The organism is Bacillus sp. 2CMS4F (assembly GCF_023161785.1).
Lineage (GTDB): Bacteria > Bacillota > Bacilli > Bacillales > Bacillaceae > Bacillus > Bacillus halotolerans.
Map to the genome: position 1 here is coordinate 14,022 of NZ_JALNTO010000017.1, position 21,159 is coordinate 35,180.

Here is a 21,159-nt window from a genome sequence, read left to right on the forward strand (position 1 = left end):
AAGGGTTAAAAGAACATTTGCAGTTAAATGGAATTGAGATCATTGACTTCCGGGAACGGACAGATTCTATTTTTCAGATCCATTTGGCAATCGTCTGGAGATGCTTGAGCGGCAGAAAACGCACAAAAAAAGATAGATCACCGCTGGAGTGATCTATCCTTTTTATGATAGCCTCTTACTCACGCCCAGGAAGCGTATTATGAACAAAAGGAGGAGCTGGCTTCAATTCCGGCTTTTCTCCAAAAGCTTTTGCTTCGTTCACATATTCAAACGCTTCTCCGTCCGGGGCTTTCTCCTTCAGCCAGTTTTGCTCGGCGCTTTCTTCACCTTCAGAGAAATTGATAAGCTGATGAGAGAATTCCTGTTTCTCGAGCGCTTTCGGGAATGTACCCGGCACAACCGGACCTTCCTGTACTTCTAATTCTTTAATGGCGGCCAGCCATTGGTTTTGGTGCATTGTGTCACGCGCTAGCAGGAAGCTGAGCATGTCTTTGACGCCTTTGTCATCCGTCATTTCAAACAGGCGTGCAACCTGTAAACGGCCTTGTGATTCCGCATTCAGATTGGCGCGGAAGTCTGCCAGCAGGTTTCCGCTCGCTACGATGTAGCCTCCGCTCCATGGTACGCCTGTACTGCTTTCCGGCATGGCGCCTAGTCCTGATACAATTGCATGGTGAGGATTCATGCCTCCCATGATGGAACCGATGACCGGATCATCAGCCGCTTTTTCCTGTTCATCAAGCGGGGCATCCTCAAGAAGTCTGGCGATCATGGTAGCGATCATTTCAACGTGCCCGATTTCTTCAGTTGCCGTATCCATCAGCAAATCCTTGTATTTTTCATTTCCTCTTGTATTCCAGCCTTGAAATAAGTACTGCATGGCAACAGAAATTTCTCCGAATTGCCCGCCTAAAATTTCTTGCATTTTTTTAGCGAATAATGGATCTGGACGATCTGGCTTAGCAGGATGCTGCAGCATTTTCGTATGTTTAAACATGTACCCATCTCCTTTTTTCGTGTCTCTCTTTCTATATTTCCGATGGGAATAAAGATAAACGAAAAACAGCGTATTGAGATGGGTTCTACGAATCCTTGCGCAGCTCCAGAAGCTCCTGAATCAGCTTCCGGCCGAAGATGGGCTCGTACTTCCGGTAAACAGGATCAAGGCGCTTCATCCAATCTTTTTTCTCTTTATCTGACAGCTCGTAGATTGTAATAGAAGAATGTTTTTTGATTTCTTCCAGCTGCTCCTTGTTCATTTCTTCGGCATACGTTTCATTCCACTCTGTCGTTTCCTGCATCGCTTCCGTCAGAATGCGTCTTGTTTCCGGTGTTTGCGCGTTCCAGAAATGCTCATCAGTCATCACAGCGTAGCCGAGGTAACCGTGGCTGCTTATTGTCAAATAGTCTTGAACATTATAAAATTTTTTAGAATAGATGTTTGAGATTGTATTTTCCTCGCCGTCTACTATATTGTTTTCTAACAGCTGAAAAGTAGCATTGAAAGATTCCTGGTGGGGTGCTGCACCAAGCAGTTTGAACTGGTCCTCTATTACATTACTTTGCATAATGCGCAGGTCTTGTCCCTTTAAATCATCCGGGGTTTTGACCGGACCTTGATTCGTGGTGATTTGCTTAAAGCCGTTTGTCCAGTACGCCAGGCCTTTTAATTGATTTTTCTTTAAAGAATCAAACAGCTGTGTTCCAATTGTTCCGTGCAGCCCTTTTTTAACCGCATCATAGTCTGTAAATGCATACGGAAGATCAAGAACTCCCCATTCAGGAGAGAGCATACCGAGCTTCGATGTGGAGGGGGCGATAAATTGCACGTCGCCATTTTGCAATGCTTCGATTTCTTCAATGTCCGAATACAGGCTTCCATTCGGGAACACTTCAATTTTCATTTTCCCGCCTGATTTCTCGTTTACGAGCTCGGCGAATTTGTTGGCGGCCAGCCCTTTTGGCGTGTTTTCAGCAACAACGTGGCTGAATTTGAATACGATTTGATCCTGTAAGCCTTCCTGATCGTCATCATACACAATCTCTTCGCCGTTTGAACGGTCATGGAATCCGATAAATAAAGCGGTTGCAATTCCGGCGATCATCAGACCGAGACATGCAAGCAAACTCTTCATGAAAAGCCCCCTCCCTTATGTTAAGAATAATGGGGCAGATATGATTCGTAAAGACCTGAAAGGAGAAGCTGATGAACAAAAAAAAGCTCTCAATCCGCTGGAAAATCACGATCCTTTCTTACATACTCGTCATTTTCTCCTTTTTGATTGGCGGCATTGTGCTCATAGGCAATATTCAGCATACAGAGGAAAGGGAGCTGAAAAAACGGCTGATGAATACGGCTCGGACGGTGTCGGAGATGACCGAAGTGAAAGAGGCGTTATCACGAAAAGAACAAACAGAAGCCGTCCGGCATGCGGTTGAAGAGATCCGGATGATCAATGAAGCAGACTACATTGTCGTCATGGACATGGATCACATTCGCTATACTCATCCTGTCACCACAAACATCGGGAAAAAGTCAAAGGGTGCAGATGAAGAAGCTGCGTTTGCGGAGCACATTTATTTCTCAGAAGCAACGGGCGAGATCGGGACGGCTGTCCGGGCCTTTTATCCGGTAAAGGATCAGGATTTGAACCAGGTCGGCGTAGTACTCGTTGGAAAAACACTGCCGGGGATGGCTGATATATTGTTTCATTTAAGAAGGGATATCGCCTTCATCGTAGTGCTGACACTCGGGTTCGGCCTGGCGGGTTCGTTCCTGCTGGCCCGTCATATCAAAAAACAAATGTTTCAGCTCGAGCCCCATGAGATTGTCAGAATGTATGAAGAGCGAACCGCTACCTTTCACTCTATGAACGAAGGCGTGATCGCCATTGACAACCGGCATATCATCACAATATTTAATGAAAAAGCCAAACAGATTTTTGAGGTGCAGGGCGATCTGGTCGGAAAGGTGATTTGGGATGTACTCAAGGATTCGCGCTTGCCTGAAATCGTGGAACGGAACAAGGCGGTTTATAATGAAGAAATTCGTGTGAGCGGAAAGGTCATCATGAGCAGCAGGATTCCGATCGTCATGAAGAAAAAAGTCATCGGCGCCGTCGCGATTTTTCAGGACAGAACGGAAGCAGCCAAGATGGCAGAGGAATTGACGGGTGTCAAAAACTTTGTCGAAGCGCTCCGCGTCCAAAATCATGAGCATATGAACAAGCTCCATACCATCGCAGGCCTGATCCAGCTCGGGAAATCTGAAAAAGCGCTGCAGCTGGCGTTTCAGACTTCAACCGAGCAGGAAAACGTCACTGAGTTTCTGCATCGCTCCATTCAAAATGACGCCGCGGCGGGGCTTTTGTTAAGTAAAATCAGAAGGGGAAAAGAGCTCGGCATTGCTGTGCATATTGATGAAAACAGCAGCCTGCAGCAATTTCCCGAGCATGTTGACCAGCATGATATCGTTGTGCTTCTCGGCAACCTGATTGAAAATGCCTTCGGCTCGTTTGAAACCGTTCAGTCTGATGACAAACGAATTGACATCAGCATTGAACAAACGGAGGATATCCTTGCGATTTTAATAGAAGACAACGGATGCGGGATTCAACACACACATATGCCGTACCTTTATGAAAAAGGATTTACAGTGAATAAAACAGGCGGCACAGGCTATGGCCTCTATTTAGTCAAGCAAATAACAGACAAAGGATCGGGTGCGATAGAGGTCGATTCACACCCGGGACAGGGAACGTCTTTTTCAATCGTTTTTCCGATGAAGGGGGAGGAAGCGCAGCATGGCTCGTAAGGAAATCAAGGTTCTGCTCATTGAAGACGATCCGATGGTTCAGGAAGTCAATAAGGATTTCATAACAACCGTTAATGGCTTTACCGTCTGCGCGCAAGCGGGGAACGGGGATGAAGGCATCAAGCTGATCAAAGAAAATCAGCCCGAACTCGTGATTCTGGATGTGTACATGCCGAAAAAAGACGGGATCAAAACGTTGCAGGAGATCAGAAAGCAAAAGCTTGAGGTTGATGTCATCGTCGTATCCGCTGCAAAAGACAAGGAAACAATTGCTCTTATGCTGCAAAATGGGGCAGTTGACTATATCTTAAAACCGTTTAAGCTCGAACGCATGAGACAGGCGCTTGAAAAATATAAGCGGTATAAACAAAAAATACAGGAAAACGACACGCTGTCCCAGGATCAGCTTGATGCCATCCTCAATATCCCGCAGCAGGCCGTACAGGATCTGCCGAAGGGGTTGAATCATTTTACGATGAATGAGCTCATTGCTTTTTTGAAGCAGCAAACGTTACCTCTTTCTGCTGAAGAGGTTGCCAAGGCTCTCGGCATCGCCAGAGTGACAGCGAGACGCTATCTTGATTATCTCGAAAAGAATGGAACAATTCAGCTTGATGTTCAGTACGGAGGAGTCGGACGCCCCGTCAACCGCTACATATTTAAAGTGTAAACCTGAGACCAAAAAGACCAAAATGTCCGTTATGAACATAAACTTCCCCACCCCTAATGAAAACGCTATCATTCTAGTAAGAAAGACACAAAGGCGACTAGGACAGGGGGAGGAAGAATATGAAACTGTTTAAAAATTTAACAGTTCAAGTCATAACCGCGGTCATCATCGGGGTCATTGTCGGATTGGTTTGGCCGGATGTCGGCAAAGAAATGAAACCGCTTGGCGATACCTTTATCAACGCTGTAAAAATGGTGATCGCTCCAATCATTTTCTTCACAATCGTTCTCGGGATTGCAAAAATGGGCGATATGAAGAAGGTTGGAAAAGTAGGGGGAAAAGCATTTATTTATTTCGAGGTTGTTACGACCCTTGCACTCATTATCGGTTTATTTGTCGTCAATATTATGAAGCCGGGTGCGGGCCTCGATTACAGCAAGCTTGAAAAGGGAGATGTCTCACAATACACCCAAAATGGCGGTCAGGGGATCGACTGGGTTGAATTTGTCACACACATCGTACCGTCCAACATGGTTGATGCCTTCGCAAAAGGGGATATTTTGCAGGTCTTATTCTTTTCCATTCTTTTCGGAGTCGGTCTAGCGGCATTAGGTGAAAAAGGGAAAAGCGTCATTGATTTCTTTGATAAAGTTTCACATGTTTTTTTCAAAATTATCGGCTACGTTATGCGTGCCGCTCCAATCGGTGCATTCGGAGCGATGGCGTATACGATCGGGCACTTCGGCCTCGATTCCATCAAGCCGCTTGCCAGCTTAATGCTGTCCGTGTATATCACAATGTTCCTGTTCGTGTTTGTTGTTTTAAATATCATCTGCAAGCTATACGGATTCAGCCTGTGGAACTACCTGCGCTTCATCAAAGATGAGCTTCTCATCGTGCTCGGCACAAGCTCTTCAGAATCGGTTCTCCCGAGAATGATGGATAAAATGGAACGCTACGGCTGTTCGAAATCAGTCGTCGGGCTTGTTATTCCGACCGGCTATTCGTTTAACCTTGACGGAACATCCATTTATTTATCAATGGCGACTGTCTTTCTGGCTCAAGTGTTTGGAGTGGATCTCAGCATCGGCCAGCAAATTACGATTATCCTCGTTCTGATGCTGACTTCGAAGGGGGCAGCCGGTGTGACAGGAAGCGGATTTATCGTTCTTGCGTCAACGCTGTCAGCACTTCAGGTCATTCCGCTTGAGGGTCTTGCGCTTCTGCTTGGTGTCGACCGTTTCATGAGTGAAGGAAGAGCGATTGTGAACCTGATCGGAAACGGAATCGCCACAATTATCGTTGCAAAAAGCGAAAAAGAATTCGATGAAGCAAAAAGCGTGGAGGCTGTGGAAGGCATGAAAAAAATGAAAACAGCAGTCTGAAAAAAAGAACGGCCCATTCATGGGGCCGTTTTTTTAATTGTTTAAGAATAATTAAGGTGAGGACAGAGACCTCAGCATTTTTTTGTTATATAATTTACAAATGGATACTATATTGAATGAAGGACGTTTGTCCTAACAGGAGTGTATAAATGGCCGCTTTAGTAAAATTTTTTCAGCACCCGGGAGTAAGGCGTTTTTCCATCTTTGTCGTGTTAACTGGTGTGTTATATCTATTTAAGAGCATGATCAACTTAATATTGCTGACCTTCATTTTCACATTTCTTATGGATCGTTTGGAGCTTGTCGTCCGGCAGTTTTTAAGCCGGTTCTTCCGCGTGAGCCAGCGGGTTGTCATTACGTTTCTCTACATTTTGCTGGCCGTGCTGCTTACAGTCGGAGGGTTTGTGTTTTATCCGGTCGTTGCCGCACAGATTCAGCAGCTGATCAAGCAGATTAAACATATTGCGTATCATCCAAGCAGCATTCCTTTCTTTGATGAGATCACAAGTGTTTTCGGAGATATTAATATCAGTTCGTATGTCAAAGAGGGTTTCAATGTACTTTATACGTATCTGGCCGATATCAGCACATTCGGCTTGCAGATCGTGATGGCGCTCATTCTCAGCATGTTCTTCTTATTCGAGAAAAAACGGCTGTCTGAATTTATGGAGCAGTTTAAAACGAGCAAGCTTGCTGTTTTTTATAATGAGATTGCTTTTTTCGGAGGTAAATTCGCGAGAACGTTCGGCAAGGTGCTTGAGGCACAATTTATCATCGCACTCGTGAACTGCATACTGACTTTTATTGCGCTCTGGATTATGCACTTCCCTCAGCTGTTGGGGCTGTCCATCATGGTTTTCTTTCTCGGATTGATCCCGGTAGCAGGCGTTGTCATCTCCTTGATCCCGCTCAGTATTATTGCATACAGCACAGGCGGCGGAATGTATGTGCTCTACATTGTGCTCGTCATTTTCGCCATTCATGCGATTGAGACATATTTCCTCAATCCGAAGCTGATGTCAGCGAAAACAGAGCTGCCGATCTTTTTCACATTTACAGTCCTGATTTTTTCTGAGCACTTTCTCGGCATTTGGGGCTTAATTATCGGGATTCCGATCTTTGTATTTCTCCTTGATATTCTTGATGTGACCAACAAGGAAAATGGGCCTAAAAGACCCCGAGAGAAAAGTAACAAAAAATAGTTTACAAAATTGGATATTTTCTGTATAAATAAAACTACAACATACAATAGTAAGCCACACGCTTAATCCTTTTTAAAAGGAGTGGGGGACCCAATCGTTTGGGGTTCATTTTTCATCTGAAAAACGGACATCTCTTCGTCCGAACCCGGCAGCTAACCTCATCAGCGTGAAGAGAGAATCCTGTGGTTTTATGATACAGCCAAAGCCCGCGGGATCTCTCGCGGGCTTTTTTCAAAAAAAGGAGGAATGCGGATGAAACTGGCAACAAAGATCATCATTGCATTGGTTCTGGGTGCCGTCACGGGGATTATTCTTAACGTAACATCACCTGAATTATTTGAAAATTTGAATAAGTTTGTATTCGTGCCTCTTGGCACCATCTTTTTAAACCTCATTAAAATGCTTGTCGTGCCGATTGTTTTTTTCTCTCTTACATTAGGAGTTGCCGGGCTTGGCGATCCTAAAAAGCTTGGCAGAATCGGTGTGAAGGCCATTTCTTATTTTCTCATCACGACAGCGGTGGCGATTACGATCGGGCTTATACTGGCGCTTGTCATTAAGCCGGGTGAGTTCGGCACTTATGATGTCTCATCCGCTAAATTCGAGGCAGAAGAAGCGCCGAGTGTTGCTGACACACTTCTGAACATGATTCCGGCCAATCCTGTTCAAGCGATGACCGAAGGAAATATGCTCCAGATTATCGTGTTTTCCATTTTTGTCGGACTCGGGATTACGATGCTAGGCAAAAAAGCGGATATGCTTTTGAAAGTTGTGGAGCAGGGCAATGAACTGATGATGTATCTGGTCAACCTAGTCATGAAGTTTGCGCCATACGGCACGTTTGGTCTCATTGCGACAGCTATCGGCAGCCAGGGATTCAGTGCAATAAAAGCGATGGGGCTGTACATGATTGTTGTTACGCTGGCTCTTGTCATACATGCAATCGTCACTTACGGTTCAACAGTGGCTCTTTTAGCAAAAAGAAATCCGATTACATTCTTTAAAGATTTCTCAGAAGTTATGGTCGTTGCGTTCAGTACCTCAAGCAGCAATGCAACGCTTCCGGTATCAATGGATGTAGCCCAGAAAAAACTAAAAGTGCCTGAGCCGATCAGCAGCTTCGTTCAGCCGCTCGGGGCGACGATTAACATGGACGGGACAGCCATTATGCAAGGGGTGGCCACCATCTTCATTGCACAGGTATTCGGACATGATCTTACATTTACGCAATTGCTGATGGTGATATTGACGGCTGTATTAGCAAGTGTGGGAACTGCGGGTGTTCCGGGAGTCGGTTTGATTATGCTCGCTATGGTGCTTCAATCAGTCGGCTTGCCTGTTGAGGGGATCGGATTGATCCTCGGAATAGACCGCTTGCTAGATATGCTTCGCACAGTGGTCAACACAACAGGAGACGCGGCCTGTGCCGTCATCATTACAGAAACAGAAAAGAACAAACAGCCGGAGCAAGCACCGACTCTATCGGTTTAACCAAACATTTGGAAGCAACAAATGCTATAATACAAACAGTGCCTATTTTTAGGCACTGTTTATTTTTGTCGAAAAAAGGAGGAAGGCTTTATGGCTGAGCCGATTTTACATATTGAAGGCCTTGATAAAAAAATAGGGTCTAAACAGATTTTAAAACAGATCAGCATGGACGTCAGGCAGGGAGAGATTATCGGTCTTCTCGGTCCGAACGGTTCCGGAAAAACGACACTCATCCGCATCATCGTCGGACTGTTAAAACAAAACAGCGGAAGCGTGGCCATCAACGGATTCAAGCATGATACTGAGTTCGAACAAGCGATGGAAGCTGTCGGCGCGATCGTTGAAAACCCTGAGTTTTACCCGTACCTGTCAGGCTGGGAAAACCTCAAACACTTTGCAAATATGCACAAAAAGATAACTGATGAAAGACTGGACGAAGTGGTGGAACGAGTCGGGCTGACATCAGCGATTGATGATAAAGTGAAAACCTACTCCCTCGGCATGCGCCAGCGTCTCGGCATTGCTCAGGCGATTCTTCACCGGCCGAAGCTTCTCATTTTAGATGAGCCGACAAACGGTCTTGATCCTGCCGGTATGAAGGATTTTCGCGATCATATTAAGGAGCTCGCTGAAGAGGAAGGAACAGCGGTTTTATTCGCCACTCATTTATTGCGTGAAGTTGAAGACCTGTGTGACCGTGTGATCATCATACAAAAAGGCGAGATCAAAGCAGAAGTAAGCCTGAATGGAGCCGGTCAGAAAACGGAGAAAGCCGTTATTGAAGTGCAGCCGGCGGAAAAAGCGCTCGATTGGCTGATGGGCAACGAGTACACAGCTGAACGTAAAGACGGCTCCATCGTGGTGGATATAGCGAAAGAAAATATACCAGAGCTGAACCGCTCACTAGTCGGACAAGGACTGAACGTATTTTCAATTATGCCTTATACGCAGTCACTGGAAGACGAATTTATAAAAGCGACAACCGCTCATCAAGAGGAGGGAGAAGAGCTTGTCTAAATTAATATGGAATGAACATATGAAACTCTTTAATCGGAAAGTCACATTTGTTTCGCTTATATTGATGGCCGTTTTTCAATTTTTCATGGCGCTGATCATTAAACGGATCGTTATCAGTGCCGGAACTGACGAAAATTTCATCGGCTACTTTTCCTATACACCGAGCCTGAATATCCTGTTGCAGGCGTTAACCATTGTCATTGCAGCAACGATTATTTCTAATGAATTTGATAAAAAGACAATCAAATTTCTGCTTATTCGCCCGGTCAAGCGGCAAAAGGTCTTTTGGTCGAAACTAATGACAGTTGTAATGGTCAGCTTCTATCTTTATCTGGCATACTACATTCTGGCTTTATTATTCGGTCTTGTCTTTTTTGGTATGTCCGTGACATCTGAATCAAAAACATTGTTCATCAACACATTGGAGCTAATCGGCACAAACTGGCTTGAAGCGGTGCTGATGGGATTATTCGGTTTGCTTTGTTCATCACTGTTCCGCAACAGTGCCATTTCAGTTGTTGTTTCTTTTGTCGTTTTATATGGAGCAAGTTCACTTGTGCAAATCATGAAGCTGTTTGAAAACAAATGGGGAAGCTTTTTGCTTTTTGCAAACACGGACTTCACTCAGTACAAAAGCGGACAAACGGCTCTGTTTTCAGGCATGACGCCATTGTTCTCTGTTGGGATTATTGTGATTCATGCTGTTTTCTTCATTGCCGTTGCCTGGTGGAGTTTCTGCAAACGGGATGTTCGAATTTAAAGGCAAGGAATGACATTTTTGTGAAAAAGCTCACGTAAATCAATATCATTCGATGAATTGGTTTATAATAAAGGTACTGACGGAGGTGTCTCGAATTGAGGAACTTTATTACCGCTTTACCGATTGTATTGCTGCTTGGATTCTCATTTGTGTCATTCATGTTTCAGTTTGAACATCTTGTATATTTCAGGCTCGCGCTGGGGTTGTTTTCTCTCGTGGGGCTGTACATGATATATAAAATGAAGACGGGTATCCGTTATTTTATCATTTATCTGTATGCAAGCTGGATTGTGCTTGCGGCAGTTACTGCCTTTGAAGAGCCGATTTTCTCAAGCTTTTTCTTCGGCGGATTGGTCATGACAATGGGTTACCTGACTTATATGCTTATTTATCTCGGTATGAAACAAGACCGGGATGCAAATCCGGTTTAAACACGCTGTTCCCTCGGGAACGGCGTGTTTTTCTATCGTGGACAAATTGTTAACAGTTGCGGAATCATGGCTGGAAATCTATAATACATATTAAATTTATCGGAATTGAAAAAATGGGGGGCTGCCGGATGTCATTATTTGTACGGAACGAAAAACAGCGGCAATGGATAGAGAAAATAGGACAGCTAGCGGATGAATTTCAGCAAACAGCCGCTGAGGATGATGAACAGGGACGATTTCCTGCCGAAAAAATACAAAAACTGCGTGATTCGGGATATACGGCGATAACCGTGCCAAAATCCCATGGAGGAGCAGGAATGTCTGTTTACGACATGCTGCTTTTTCAAGAGCGGCTTGCACGGGGAGATGCTCCTGCAGCTCTGAGCATCGGCTGGCATTTAAGCGTGATGGGAGAGCTCGGAGAAGGAAACAGCTGGGATGAAGATGTGTTTGCGTTTATCGCAAAGGAAGTTCAAAACGGCGCCGTGATCAATAGAGCAGCGACAGAAGCGAAAACCGGGAGCCCGACCAGGGGAGGACGCCCCGGGACTGCCGCCGTCAAAAAGGACGGCAAATGGGTGGTGAATGGAAGAAAAACGTTTACGACAATGTCGCAAGCGCTTGATTATTTTTTAGTGACGGCATGGATTGAAGAAAAACAAACAACAGGTGTCGTGTTGGTTCATAAAAATGATCCTGGTGTATCAATTGAAGAAACATGGGATATGATGGCGATGCGGGCTACGGGCAGCCATGATCTTGTATTAAACGAGGTAACGCTTGAGGACAATAAACTGGTGGAGCTGCTTCAAGGGCCGCGGGGAGCAAAGCCAAATGGCTGGCTGCTCCATATTCCGGCGGTTTATCTCGGCGTGGCTCAAGCTGCTAGAGACTATGCGGTGCGCTTTGCCTCCGAGTATTCGCCAAATAGTTTGAAGGGGCCGATCAAGGATGTCCCGGCCGTTCAGCAAAGAACAGGCGAAATGGAGCTTGAACTGCTGAATGCCAGACACTTTCTTTTTCATGCGGCTGAATTGTATGACGATCCGGAGCGCCGCCCTTACTTGAAGAGTGAGCTCGGTGCGGCAAAACATATCGTCACAAACGCCGCGCTTTCTGTTGTAGACAAAGCGATGAGAATTGCAGGGGCCAAAAGCCTCGAACGCACCAATCCGCTACAGCGCTATTACCGGGATGTGCGCGCCGGTCTCCATAACCCGCCGATGGACGACGCGGTCATTCAAAAGCTGGCCGCAGAAGCCTTTCATTAAATAAAAAAGAGCCTTTGCCGGCTCTTTTTTATGTATTGTTTTGTTCCTGAAGATTCTTCTGATGCTTGCGGTCAATTCTGTCGTAAATGACGTTCATCAGCTTTGGATTGCCCATGATCGCCTCTTTGTTTTCCTGGATCAGCTGTTGGTAGGTTTTTATTTTACGCTTTGGCATGCCCTGGCGCCTCCTGACAATGTTTTGTATTCACTTTCCAGCTCCATCAGCGACAATTCATACAAATGACGCTTTGACTTTTTGTATATACCATTCTGTATTAACAGATGAATGAGATGCTTTTTTCTGATTTCTGCAGACTGAGGTGTCATTGTGTCACCAACCTCCAATCAAACGATATTGATAATCATTATCAATTAACCTCAGTATACAATGTCCGCCACGGCCTGTAAAGGTGAAAACAGTCCTATTCTTTCGTAAGTAAGCAAACCTTCAACATATCGACAAAAAGTTTCCCGGGCAATAATTTGCTGTCGAAATTTCCCTCCCCGTTGAGATTCGCTGCTGCTATTTTTCATGTTTTTAACCATACTATGTAATAGAATGGAGGCTGGTATTCAATGGGGAGGACAGATAATCTTAAAAAGGGAGAAAAAGGAGCACTCCTCAATATTTTGGCATATATCATTCTTGCTGCTGTAAAGCTGACAATCGGAGTCCTGTATCATTCTGAAGCGCTGAGAGCAGACGGGTTAAACAATGGGACAGATATTGTGGCGTCAATAGCGGTGCTGATCGGACTGCGTATTTCCCAAAGGCCGGCTGACAGTGACCACCCATATGGCCATTATCGGGCTGAAACAATTTCGTCCCTTATTGCGTCTTTTATTATGATGGCTGTTGGAATTGAAGTGTTAATCGGCGGAGGAAAAGCGATTGCGGGCGGCACAGCAGAAACGCCAAGCCTTATCGCGGCGTGGACGGCTTTAGGCAGTGCAGTGTTTATGTACGGCATCTATTTATATAACAAAAGACTCGCAGCATCCATTAAAAGCTCTGCACTTATGGCGGCGGCGAAGGACAGCAGGTCAGACGCATTTGTCAGTGCCGGAGCGTTTATCGGTGTTTTTTCGTCCCAGCTGCAGCTGGCCTGGATAGATCCGGTTACGGCTTTTATTATCGGAATTATCATTTGCAAGACAGCCTGGGATATCTTCAAAGACGCTTCGCATTCATTAACGGACGGGTTTCATTTGAAAGATCTTGAGCCTTATAAACAGACTGTCGGCCGGATAGAAAATGTGCATCGTCTTAAGGACGTGAAAGCGCGATACTTGGGCAGCACAGTACATATAGAGATGGTCATTACAGTGGATCCGAAGCTGACAGTAGAGGAAGGCCATGAAGTCGCAGATGAGGTAGAAAACAAAATAAAACATGAACACGATGTCACTCATGTTCATGTTCACGTAGAGCCCGACGACATAAAATAGGGCTGCTTATCGAATTAGCTTATATGTTCTGATAAGAATTCAGTCACTTCTTCAGGCGATTTGGCATTGGCGCTGTGAAGATGGCCTGTTTTTTCTCCATTTTTGAAAATGAGCAGGCTTGGAATACCCATTACCTGATATGTTTCAGCCAGTTCAGGAAGCTCGTCCTTATTCAGCTCGTACCAATCGTTTTGATTGTACGTTTCCAAAATATCGCCGATGAACATATTCATGCGTGTGCAGTCAGGGCACCAATCAGCATAAAACTTTACAATGATTTCTTTATCAGATTGAATCAATTCATTAAATTGTTCTTTTGTTGTGATTTTTTTCATCTGTCACATCTCCTTTTCAATGCCATTTTAATATAAAATAAAAAGGAATTACATACAAATGCATTCAGCTTCAGCATGCCCAAAAATAATTAGATCATTTTCTTGTGAAAGTGATAAGATAGTAAAGATGAATTGTAGTGGGGGGAGTATCCATTGAAAACAAGTCTAGGATTAGTGTACGGCGGTAAGTCAGCCGAACATAATGTTTCGCTTCAGACAGCTCTGGCTGTAACAAAAGCGCTAAATACTGAGAAGTTTGATATACATCCAATTTATATAACTGAAAAAGGCGAATGGATAAGGGGCGCACGTTTAACAGAGCCTGTTTCCAACGTAAAAATGCTTCAGCTTGAGCAGGGCGGAACTGCTTTTTCTCCATCTGCTCTCAACCAGGAAATGTTTCCGCAGGAAGTGTCACAGCAAAATGAAGCAATTGATGTCGTCTTCCCGCTCCTGCACGGCCCGAACGGAGAGGACGGAACGATCCAGGGAATGCTTGAACTTTTAAATATTCCTTATGTCGGCAACGGCGTGCTCGCTTCCTCAGCTGGTATGGATAAAGTTGTCATGAAGCATTTGTTTGCGCAAGCCGGCCTTGCGCAGGCGAAATACACAGCCTTCCTTAAAAAAGACTGGACTCGTTCTCCGGAAGAAAGCTGCGAGCAAGTAGAACAAGAATTGGGCTACCCTTGCTTCGTGAAGCCGGCCAACCTTGGCTCAAGCGTCGGAATCAGCAAATGCCGAAACCGTGAAGAACTGCAAAAAGCGTTTGAGCTGGCGTTCCAATATGACCGGAAAGTCGTAGTCGAAGAAGGCATCAACGGCCGCGAAATTGAAATCGGCGTTCTCGGAAATGATGATCCTAAATGCTCTGCAGTTGGAGAAATCGCACCTAAGACAGATTTCTACGATTACAAAGCGAAATACGAGGATGGAGACACTGACCTGATTATTCCTGCGACTGTAACAGATGAGGAATACGCGAAAATCAGTGACATGGCGATCAGAGCGTTTAAATCAATTGACGGTTCAGGACTTGTCAGAGCGGACTTTTTCCTGACAGCTGACGGCGAAGTGCTGATCAATGAAGTAAACACGATGCCTGGTTTTACACCGTTCAGCATGTTCCCGCTTCTCTGGAAAGAAGCCGGAGTTGAATACGCTGACCTCATTGAACAGCTTGTAGAGCTGGCTAAAGAACGCCACGCTGAAAAACAATTGATTAAACATACATTCTAAATGAAGACGGACACTGCCGGTAAAAGGGCAGTGTCTTTTCCCGTATATCACCAAAAGAAAGAGAGGGACCTTACTTGATTAAGCGAACCGTAAAAAAAATTGCCGAAATGGTCAAAGGCACACTGACAAACCCGCAATATGAAAATACAGTCATTCATGGAGTTGCTACAGATACAAGAAAGCTGGAAAGCAATCAGCTTTTCATCCCGCTGAAAGGGGAGCATTTTAACGGCCACACTTTTGTGCCGCAGGCTTTTGAAGCTGGTGTGTCTGCCGTTCTGTGGAACCGCTCGGAACCAAATCCGCCCGAGAATCAAGCTGTGATTCTGGTGGAAGATACATTGTCTGCGCTCCAGCAGCTTGCAAAAGCTTATTTACAGGAGCTGGGCACACGTGTCATCGGGGTAACAGGAAGCAACGGCAAAACGACGACCAAAGACATGATTCACACTGTCCTGCAAACGCGGTACCGCGTCCATAAAACAGGAGGAAACTTCAACAACCATATCGGGCTGCCGCTTACAGTGTTAGCGATGCCAGAAGATACAGAAATTGCCGTACTGGAAATGGGAATGAGCGCAAAAGGAGAAATTGACCTCCTGAGCCGCCTGGCAAATCCGGATGCGGCAGTGATAACAAATATCGGCGAATCCCACATGCAGGATCTTGGTTCAAGAGAAGGCATTGCGGAAGCGAAACTGGAAATTATCAACGGCCTGAAAGAAGACGGTGTGCTGATTTATATCGGAGACGAACCGCTCTTGCAAAAGGACTACAGCTGCCAAACGAAAACGTATGGTACTGGGGCGGAAAACGATTATCAGCTGCGGGATGTCAGCCAGAGTGAAGCGGGAACCCATTTTACGATCAAAGGCATAGAAAAAACGTTTTTCATCCCTATACTAGGCAAACATAATGTGATGAACGCCATGGCGGCAATCGCCGCAGGGGCTTATTTCGGCATCACGCCTGAGGATGCGGCAAAAGGATTAAGCGGCCTGAAGGTCACCGGCATGAGACTTGAATTGATGAAAACAGACAGCGGCATTTCTATTATTAATGACGCTTATAATGCGAGCCCGACGTCGATGAAGGCTGCAATCCAACTGACAGAAAGCCTTGAAGGATACGGGAAGAAAATGGTCGTGCTCGGAGACATGCTTGAACTCGGCGATCTTGAAGAAACGTTCCATAAAGAATGCGGCGCTGTGATCAGCCCGGACAAAATTGACCACGTCTTTACGTATGGAAAACTGGGGGCATTTATCGCGGAAGGTGCGATGGAACATTTTGGCAAAGAACGCATCAGCCACTTCAGCGACAAAAAAGATCTCACTCAGGCCCTGAAGAATAAAGCATCAAAAGGAGATTTGATTTTATTCAAGGCGTCAAGAGGTATGAAGCTTGAAGAAATCGTTAAAGATTTAATGGAGAGCCCGTTTTCTTAAAAAATCCTGCGAAAAAAAGCAGATTGCAATCATAAAATAAAAATGATGTGTAGACACTAATGTATGCCGCTCCGAAATAATGTATGTATGACCGGCTGAGGCTATGGTACAATAATGACAGGTTTATTTCGCGATACGAAAATATGTGTACGGACCGCCATCCGCTGACCTTAGGTTTTCCGCGGACACAAGGAGCGGGATTGGGCATCGTCCGGCATATTTGGTTAGCAGGTCAGCGAGCGCATTCAAAATGCTGATCTGCTTACCGCGTTATTGAAAAACAAGTAGTGTAATGGTAAGATAAAACTTAAAGTAATTCGGGCTTTGTATACGTAAGGATCCTGTCCTTTTTCCATGGAGGGCAGTTTTTAAGTGGTAAATCACGACATTACTGAAACAGCAATTAGAAGGAGTTTGAATAATTTGACTATAACGTTTCAAGATTTTCAATTAAGTTCTGATCTCATGAAGGCAATTAACCGTATGGGATTTGAAGAAGCAACGCCGATTCAGGCACAAACGATTCCGCTCGGACTTTCAAATAAAGATGTCATTGGACAAGCGCAAACAGGTACAGGTAAAACAGCTGCGTTTGGTATACCCCTTGTTGAGAAAATTAACCCCGAGTCTCCTAATATTCAAGCAATCGTAATCGCACCAACCCGTGAATTAGCCATTCAAGTATCTGAAGAATTATATAAAATCGGACAAGATAAACGTGCGAAAGTTCTTCCTATTTACGGTGGGCAGGATATTGGACGACAAATCCGGGCGTTAAAGAAAAATCCGCATATCATTGTCGGAACACCGGGACGTCTTCTTGACCACATTAACCGCCGCACTATTCGTTTAAACAATGTAAATACTGTTGTAATGGATGAAGCGGATGAAATGCTGAATATGGGATTCATCGACGACATCGAATCTATTCTTTCAAATGTGCCGAGCGAGCATCAGACGCTTCTGTTCTCAGCTACAATGCCAGCGCCGATCAAACGCATTGCAGAACGTTTCATGACTGAGCCTGAACACGTAAAAGTAAAAGCAAAAGAAATGACTGTTTCTAACATTCAGCAGTTCTATTTGGAAGTACAGGAACGTAAAAAGTTCGACACACTGACTCGTCTTCTTGACATTCAGTCTCCTGAGCTTGCGATTGTATTCGGCCGTACAAAACGCCGTGTTGATGAACTGGCAGAAGCCCTGAACCTTCGCGGATATGCAGCTGAAGGAATTCACGGTGATTTAACGCAGGCGAAACGTATGGTTGCGCTTCGCAAATTTAAAGAAGGTGCAATCGAAGTACTTGTTGCAACTGATGTTGCAGCTCGCGGACTCGATATCTCAGGTGTTACACACGTGTACAACTTCGACGTGCCTCAAGATCCTGAAAGCTATGTTCACCGTATCGGAAGAACAGGCCGCGCAGGTAAAACAGGTATGGCGATGACGTTTATCACACCGCGTGAGAAAAGCATGCTTCGCGCAATTGAACAAACAACGAAACGCAAAATGGACCGCATGAAAGAGCCGACACTTGATGAAGCGTTAGAAGGCCAGCAGCAGGTTACAGTTGATCGTCTTCGTACGACAATCAGCGAAAACAACTTGAACTTCTACATGACAGCGGCAGCTGAGCTGCTTGAAGATCATGATGCAGTGACAGTGGTTGCAGCGGCTATCAAAATGGCTACAAAAGAGCCGGACAGCACGCCTGTTCGCTTAACAGACGAAGCGCCGATGATCAGCAAACGCTACAAAAACCAACGCACTTCCAAACGCAGAGACGGACAAGGCGGCGGCTACCGCGGCGGTAAAGGGAAAAGCAACAACCGTTCTTCCTATGATAAAAAGCGTTCAAACGATCGCCGTTCTTCAGGTGACAGACGCCAGAAAAAATCATACTAATTCTGTAAAGAATATAAGAGCCTAAAACATGAGTTGTTTTGGGCTTTTTTTATGTTCAAAAATTCATGCCCATTAAGCAAACTTTCAGCTGACGGAACCGTTTTTTCTATGTAAGCTTAAAGATGAAACTTTTTCTGCATAAGCGCGTATAAGTAACGATGATAAAAACGGGAGGTAGGTATTTTGAGAGAGCAGCCAAAAAACCAAATCAGTCCAGACGGATTAAAGGTTTGGCGACTTCAAGAGATAATCATTTCCGCTGTCTGCTTGCTTATTGTCATAGCAGTTGCAGTGTTAAGTTATTTTTTTCATTGGCCGTACTGGATCAGCGGCGTGCTCGGCGCAGTTTGGCTGCTGGGTTCGGTTGTGACGATTTATCTGATTCCAAAGATCCGGCACAAAGTGTGGCGTTATGAAGTTCATGAAAACGAAATAGATATTCAATCAGGTATCTTTGTTGTGACACGCGTGATCGTGCCGATGGTCAGGGTTCAGCACGTAGACACCTCGCAAGGGCCGTTATTAAGAAAATACAATCTGGCGACAGTGAAAATCTTCACGGCGGCAACTGTGCATTCGATTCCTGCTTTAGAGATGGAGGAAGCGGATCAGCTGAGAGACTCCATTTCGCGCCTGGCAAGGGTGACTGACGATGATGTCTGAACCGAAACGCCTTCACCCGGCGGCAGTCATTTTGAATTTATCCCATACCATTATTCAAACGATAAAAAATATTATTCTGCCATTCTTTTTTGTGTATATCGTGAACTCTAATCACACTGTCCGTTTTTACGGAGCCATCGCGCTCGGCGTTTTGTTCATCTGGCTCGTGGCAGCAAGCATCATCAAATGGAGAAAGTTTTCCTATCGAATCGAAGATGATGAATTCAGAATCGAAGAAGGCTTGTTTGTGACGAAAAAGAGGTATATATCGATTGACCGGATTCAAACGATGAATACGAGTGCGGGTGTGGTCCAGCAAATTTTCAAGCTTGTCAAATTGCAAATTGAAACGGCTGGCGGCGGCAAAGAGGCGGAAGCGGTATTGTCGGCTATTTCAGTTGAAGAAGCTGAAAGAATCAAAGAAGCCGTATTTAAGAAAAAAGCAGAAAGAAATTCAACGGATACCGATGAAGGCCTGTCAGGAGATAAAGAGGCGCTCCCGGATGCAGAGCCGCAGGTGAACTACAGCATGAATGCAAAAGAATTACTTATGGCCGCTTCAACATCCGGAGGAATCGGCGTGATTATCTCTGCTGTATTTGCGCTCATTTCTCAGCTGGATGAGGTGCTGCCGATGGATTGGCTCTTCAAAAAATTCTCCTTTCTGCAGCACGCCAACATAGGCATATACGCCGTGCTTATATTTATTGGTTTGTTTATCACCTGGATTCTCAGCATAGCCGGCATGATGTTCAAATATGCTAACTTTCAAATCATGAAAAAAGAGCAGGAATTGGTGATTTCAAGGGGTATTATTGAAAAACACCAAGTCACCATACCGCTTCGCAAAATACAAGCCATCAAAATAAAAGAAAACATCATCCGCCAGCTTTTCGGTTTTGCGACGGTGTCAATCGTCAGCGCGGGCGGCGGAGGAGACCCGGAAAAAGCAGAGGGCGCTTCGACCATTCTGTTTCCGATGATCCACAAAAAAAAGCTTCCCGGCATGCTGCGTACTTTTACGCCGGAATACACGCTGGAAGAAAATCGCCGCCATCTGCCGCGGCGCGCATTGAAGCGGTACTTATTCCGCTCAACCATTTTCTCCATCTTTTTCATCATTCCGCTGTGTATTTTCTTTCAGCCATGGGGTTATCTCTCGATTGTCCTGCTGCCGATTGAATTGTTTTTCGGGTATCTTGCTTATAAAGATGCGGCCTGGGTGATCAGCGGAGACCGCCTCCAGCTGACATCGAGATTTATCGGCAGAACGACTGCAATTGTGTTGAGAAAGCGAATGCAGGTATGCAAAGCGAGCCAATCTTATTTTCAAAAGAAGGGGAAGCTGTATACCATTTCCACCTCGGTAAAATCGTCAAGCCATATGGAAGAATTAACGGTGAGAGATGTGGGAGAAGAGGATGCAGATTTCATTTTAAACTGGTACTCATATGAAAAAGCGGACGGTTAATACCGCCGCTCTTTTTTTTGCACACATAAAAAAGACAGGAGAAACCCGCCGCAAAGTCCAAACAGGTGGGCCATCATGTTAATATTGGAGTTGATAAACGACATGAGAACGGCAAAGGCAAGCAATGTGATAATCATTTTGGAGTTGTCCTGCCCGATCAGCTCTTTACGATAAAGAACCATAAACAGATAAACGCCGAACAGCCCGAAGATCGCGCCGGACGCTCCGACATGCACATAATCAAGCGGTTCTGTAAAATACGTGCCGATGTTTCCGATCATTCCGGAACCTGCATACACAAGAAGGAAACGCGCTTTTCCGAGCATTCGTTCCAGAGCCGGCGCAAATAAAAAGATGGACATTGAATTAAACAGCAAATGGGTAAACCCTGCGTGAAGAAATATCGGCGTGACCAGCCGCCACCATTCACCGTTAGCGACGCCAAGGTTATAGCCTGTGACAGCGTCTCTCCACAACACGACTGAAGGAACAGGAAGTGAAAAGAACAGCCAGAGAACGGCCTGAGCAGCCAATATAAAGGTGACAACGGGATAAAGCCTGATAAAGGTTTGAAAGTTTTCAGTCCGTATAAACATGCCGAGCCC

Annotated in this window: 20 protein-coding genes, 1 pseudogene and 1 riboswitch; of the genes and pseudogenes, 15 read left to right on the forward strand and 6 right to left on the reverse strand. The window is 45.2% G+C overall.

The window, feature by feature from the left end; all coding sequences use genetic code 11:
- Nucleotides 1-175: 175 nt before the first annotated feature.
- On the reverse strand, nt 176-997 hold the full coding sequence (locus MTN95_RS18760; RefSeq protein ID WP_248339674.1) for a manganese catalase: 822 nt from the start codon (nt 995-997) through the stop codon (nt 176-178).
- A gap of 85 nt (nt 998-1,082) precedes the next feature.
- Nucleotides 1,083-2,135, reverse strand: coding sequence for a TRAP transporter substrate-binding protein (locus MTN95_RS18765; RefSeq protein ID WP_105955172.1), 1,053 nt, complete (start codon nt 2,133-2,135; stop codon nt 1,083-1,085).
- Between the two features lie 71 nt (nt 2,136-2,206).
- On the opposite strand from MTN95_RS18765, the gene dctS reads away from it, so the two are divergent.
- From dctS to MTN95_RS18810, 9 genes are all read left to right on the forward strand, one after another.
- Nucleotides 2,207-3,814 (forward strand): two-component system sensor histidine kinase DctS, encoded by a 1,608-nt coding sequence (dctS, locus tag MTN95_RS18770; RefSeq protein ID WP_044161761.1) that lies wholly within the window; start codon nt 2,207-2,209, stop codon nt 3,812-3,814.
- Complete coding sequence (locus MTN95_RS18775; RefSeq protein WP_248339675.1) at nt 3,804-4,484, forward strand: two-component system response regulator DctR; 681 nt, start codon at nt 3,804-3,806, stop codon at nt 4,482-4,484. The genes dctS and MTN95_RS18775 overlap by 11 nt, the downstream gene beginning before the upstream one ends.
- 119 nt (nt 4,485-4,603) lie before the next feature.
- Complete coding sequence (gene dctP / locus MTN95_RS18780) at nt 4,604-5,869, forward strand: C4-dicarboxylate transporter DctP (protein WP_059353128.1); 1,266 nt, start codon at nt 4,604-4,606, stop codon at nt 5,867-5,869.
- A gap of 149 nt (nt 5,870-6,018) precedes the next feature.
- Entirely contained in the window at nt 6,019-7,071 is a 1,053-nt protein-coding gene (locus MTN95_RS18785; RefSeq protein ID WP_044161754.1) for an AI-2E family transporter, read from the forward strand.
- Between the two features lie 49 nt (nt 7,072-7,120).
- A riboswitch (cyclic di-AMP (ydaO/yuaA leader) is annotated at nt 7,121-7,252 on the forward strand.
- Between the two features lie 71 nt (nt 7,253-7,323).
- Entirely contained in the window at nt 7,324-8,562 is a 1,239-nt protein-coding gene (locus tag MTN95_RS18790; protein ID WP_105955168.1) for a dicarboxylate/amino acid:cation symporter, read from the forward strand.
- A 90-nt stretch (nt 8,563-8,652) separates the two neighbouring features.
- Complete coding sequence (locus MTN95_RS18795; protein WP_105955167.1) at nt 8,653-9,579, forward strand: ABC transporter ATP-binding protein; 927 nt, start codon at nt 8,653-8,655, stop codon at nt 9,577-9,579.
- Entirely contained in the window at nt 9,572-10,339 is a 768-nt protein-coding gene (locus tag MTN95_RS18800) for an ABC transporter permease (protein ID WP_282459653.1), read from the forward strand. The genes MTN95_RS18795 and MTN95_RS18800 overlap by 8 nt, the downstream gene beginning before the upstream one ends.
- A gap of 95 nt (nt 10,340-10,434) precedes the next feature.
- The gene (locus MTN95_RS18805) at nt 10,435-10,770 is read left to right on the forward strand and encodes a hypothetical protein (protein WP_003225151.1); all 336 of its coding nucleotides are present in this window, start codon (nt 10,435-10,437) and stop codon (nt 10,768-10,770) included.
- Nucleotides 10,771-10,898: 128 nt separating this feature from the next.
- Entirely contained in the window at nt 10,899-12,041 is a 1,143-nt protein-coding gene (locus tag MTN95_RS18810; protein WP_105991472.1) for an acyl-CoA dehydrogenase family protein, read from the forward strand.
- A gap of 28 nt (nt 12,042-12,069) precedes the next feature.
- Here the strand turns inward: MTN95_RS18810 and fbpB are convergent, their stop codons facing one another.
- Together fbpB and MTN95_RS18820 are read right to left on the reverse strand one after the other, a co-directional pair.
- Nucleotides 12,070-12,216, reverse strand: a complete 147-nt coding sequence (gene fbpB / locus MTN95_RS18815; protein WP_010333101.1) for a Fur-regulated basic protein FbpB — start codon at nt 12,214-12,216, stop codon at nt 12,070-12,072.
- A pseudogene (locus tag MTN95_RS18820) lies at nt 12,203-12,368 on the reverse strand (Fur-regulated basic protein FbpA). The gene fbpB and the pseudogene MTN95_RS18820 overlap by 14 nt, the downstream one beginning before the upstream one ends.
- 249 nt (nt 12,369-12,617) lie before the next feature.
- Between MTN95_RS18820 and MTN95_RS18825 the strand changes: the two are divergent.
- Nucleotides 12,618-13,490 (forward strand): cation diffusion facilitator family transporter, encoded by an 873-nt coding sequence (locus MTN95_RS18825; RefSeq protein WP_248339677.1) that lies wholly within the window; start codon nt 12,618-12,620, stop codon nt 13,488-13,490.
- A 14-nt stretch (nt 13,491-13,504) separates the two neighbouring features.
- Here the strand turns inward: MTN95_RS18825 and MTN95_RS18830 are convergent, their stop codons facing one another.
- Nucleotides 13,505-13,825, reverse strand: coding sequence for a thioredoxin family protein (locus MTN95_RS18830; RefSeq protein ID WP_202853092.1), 321 nt, complete (start codon nt 13,823-13,825; stop codon nt 13,505-13,507).
- Nucleotides 13,826-13,978: 153 nt separating this feature from the next.
- On the opposite strand from MTN95_RS18830, the gene MTN95_RS18835 reads away from it, so the two are divergent.
- The 5 genes from MTN95_RS18835 to MTN95_RS18855 all read left to right on the forward strand — a co-directional run bounded on the left by MTN95_RS18835 (nt 13,979) and on the right by MTN95_RS18855 (nt 20,554).
- The gene (locus MTN95_RS18835) at nt 13,979-15,064 is read left to right on the forward strand and encodes a D-alanine--D-alanine ligase (protein WP_024120289.1); all 1,086 of its coding nucleotides are present in this window, start codon (nt 13,979-13,981) and stop codon (nt 15,062-15,064) included.
- A 74-nt stretch (nt 15,065-15,138) separates the two neighbouring features.
- Complete coding sequence (locus MTN95_RS18840; protein ID WP_105991468.1) at nt 15,139-16,512, forward strand: UDP-N-acetylmuramoyl-tripeptide--D-alanyl-D-alanine ligase; 1,374 nt, start codon at nt 15,139-15,141, stop codon at nt 16,510-16,512.
- A gap of 423 nt (nt 16,513-16,935) precedes the next feature.
- A complete protein-coding gene (cshA, locus tag MTN95_RS18845; protein WP_142389218.1) occupies nt 16,936-18,420 on the forward strand; it encodes a degradosome RNA helicase CshA in 1,485 nt (494 codons plus the stop codon).
- A gap of 183 nt (nt 18,421-18,603) precedes the next feature.
- The gene (locus tag MTN95_RS18850; protein ID WP_024120292.1) at nt 18,604-19,083 is read left to right on the forward strand and encodes a PH domain-containing protein; all 480 of its coding nucleotides are present in this window, start codon (nt 18,604-18,606) and stop codon (nt 19,081-19,083) included.
- Nucleotides 19,073-20,554, forward strand: coding sequence for a PH domain-containing protein (locus MTN95_RS18855; RefSeq protein WP_105955163.1), 1,482 nt, complete (start codon nt 19,073-19,075; stop codon nt 20,552-20,554). The genes MTN95_RS18850 and MTN95_RS18855 overlap by 11 nt, the downstream gene beginning before the upstream one ends.
- On the opposite strand, the gene MTN95_RS18860 is transcribed toward MTN95_RS18855, so the two are convergent.
- The gene (locus tag MTN95_RS18860; protein ID WP_024120294.1) at nt 20,551-21,150 is read right to left on the reverse strand and encodes a rhomboid family intramembrane serine protease; all 600 of its coding nucleotides are present in this window, start codon (nt 21,148-21,150) and stop codon (nt 20,551-20,553) included. The two genes, MTN95_RS18855 and MTN95_RS18860, sit on opposite strands and share 4 nt — an antisense overlap.
- Nucleotides 21,151-21,159: the final 9 nt, after the last annotated feature.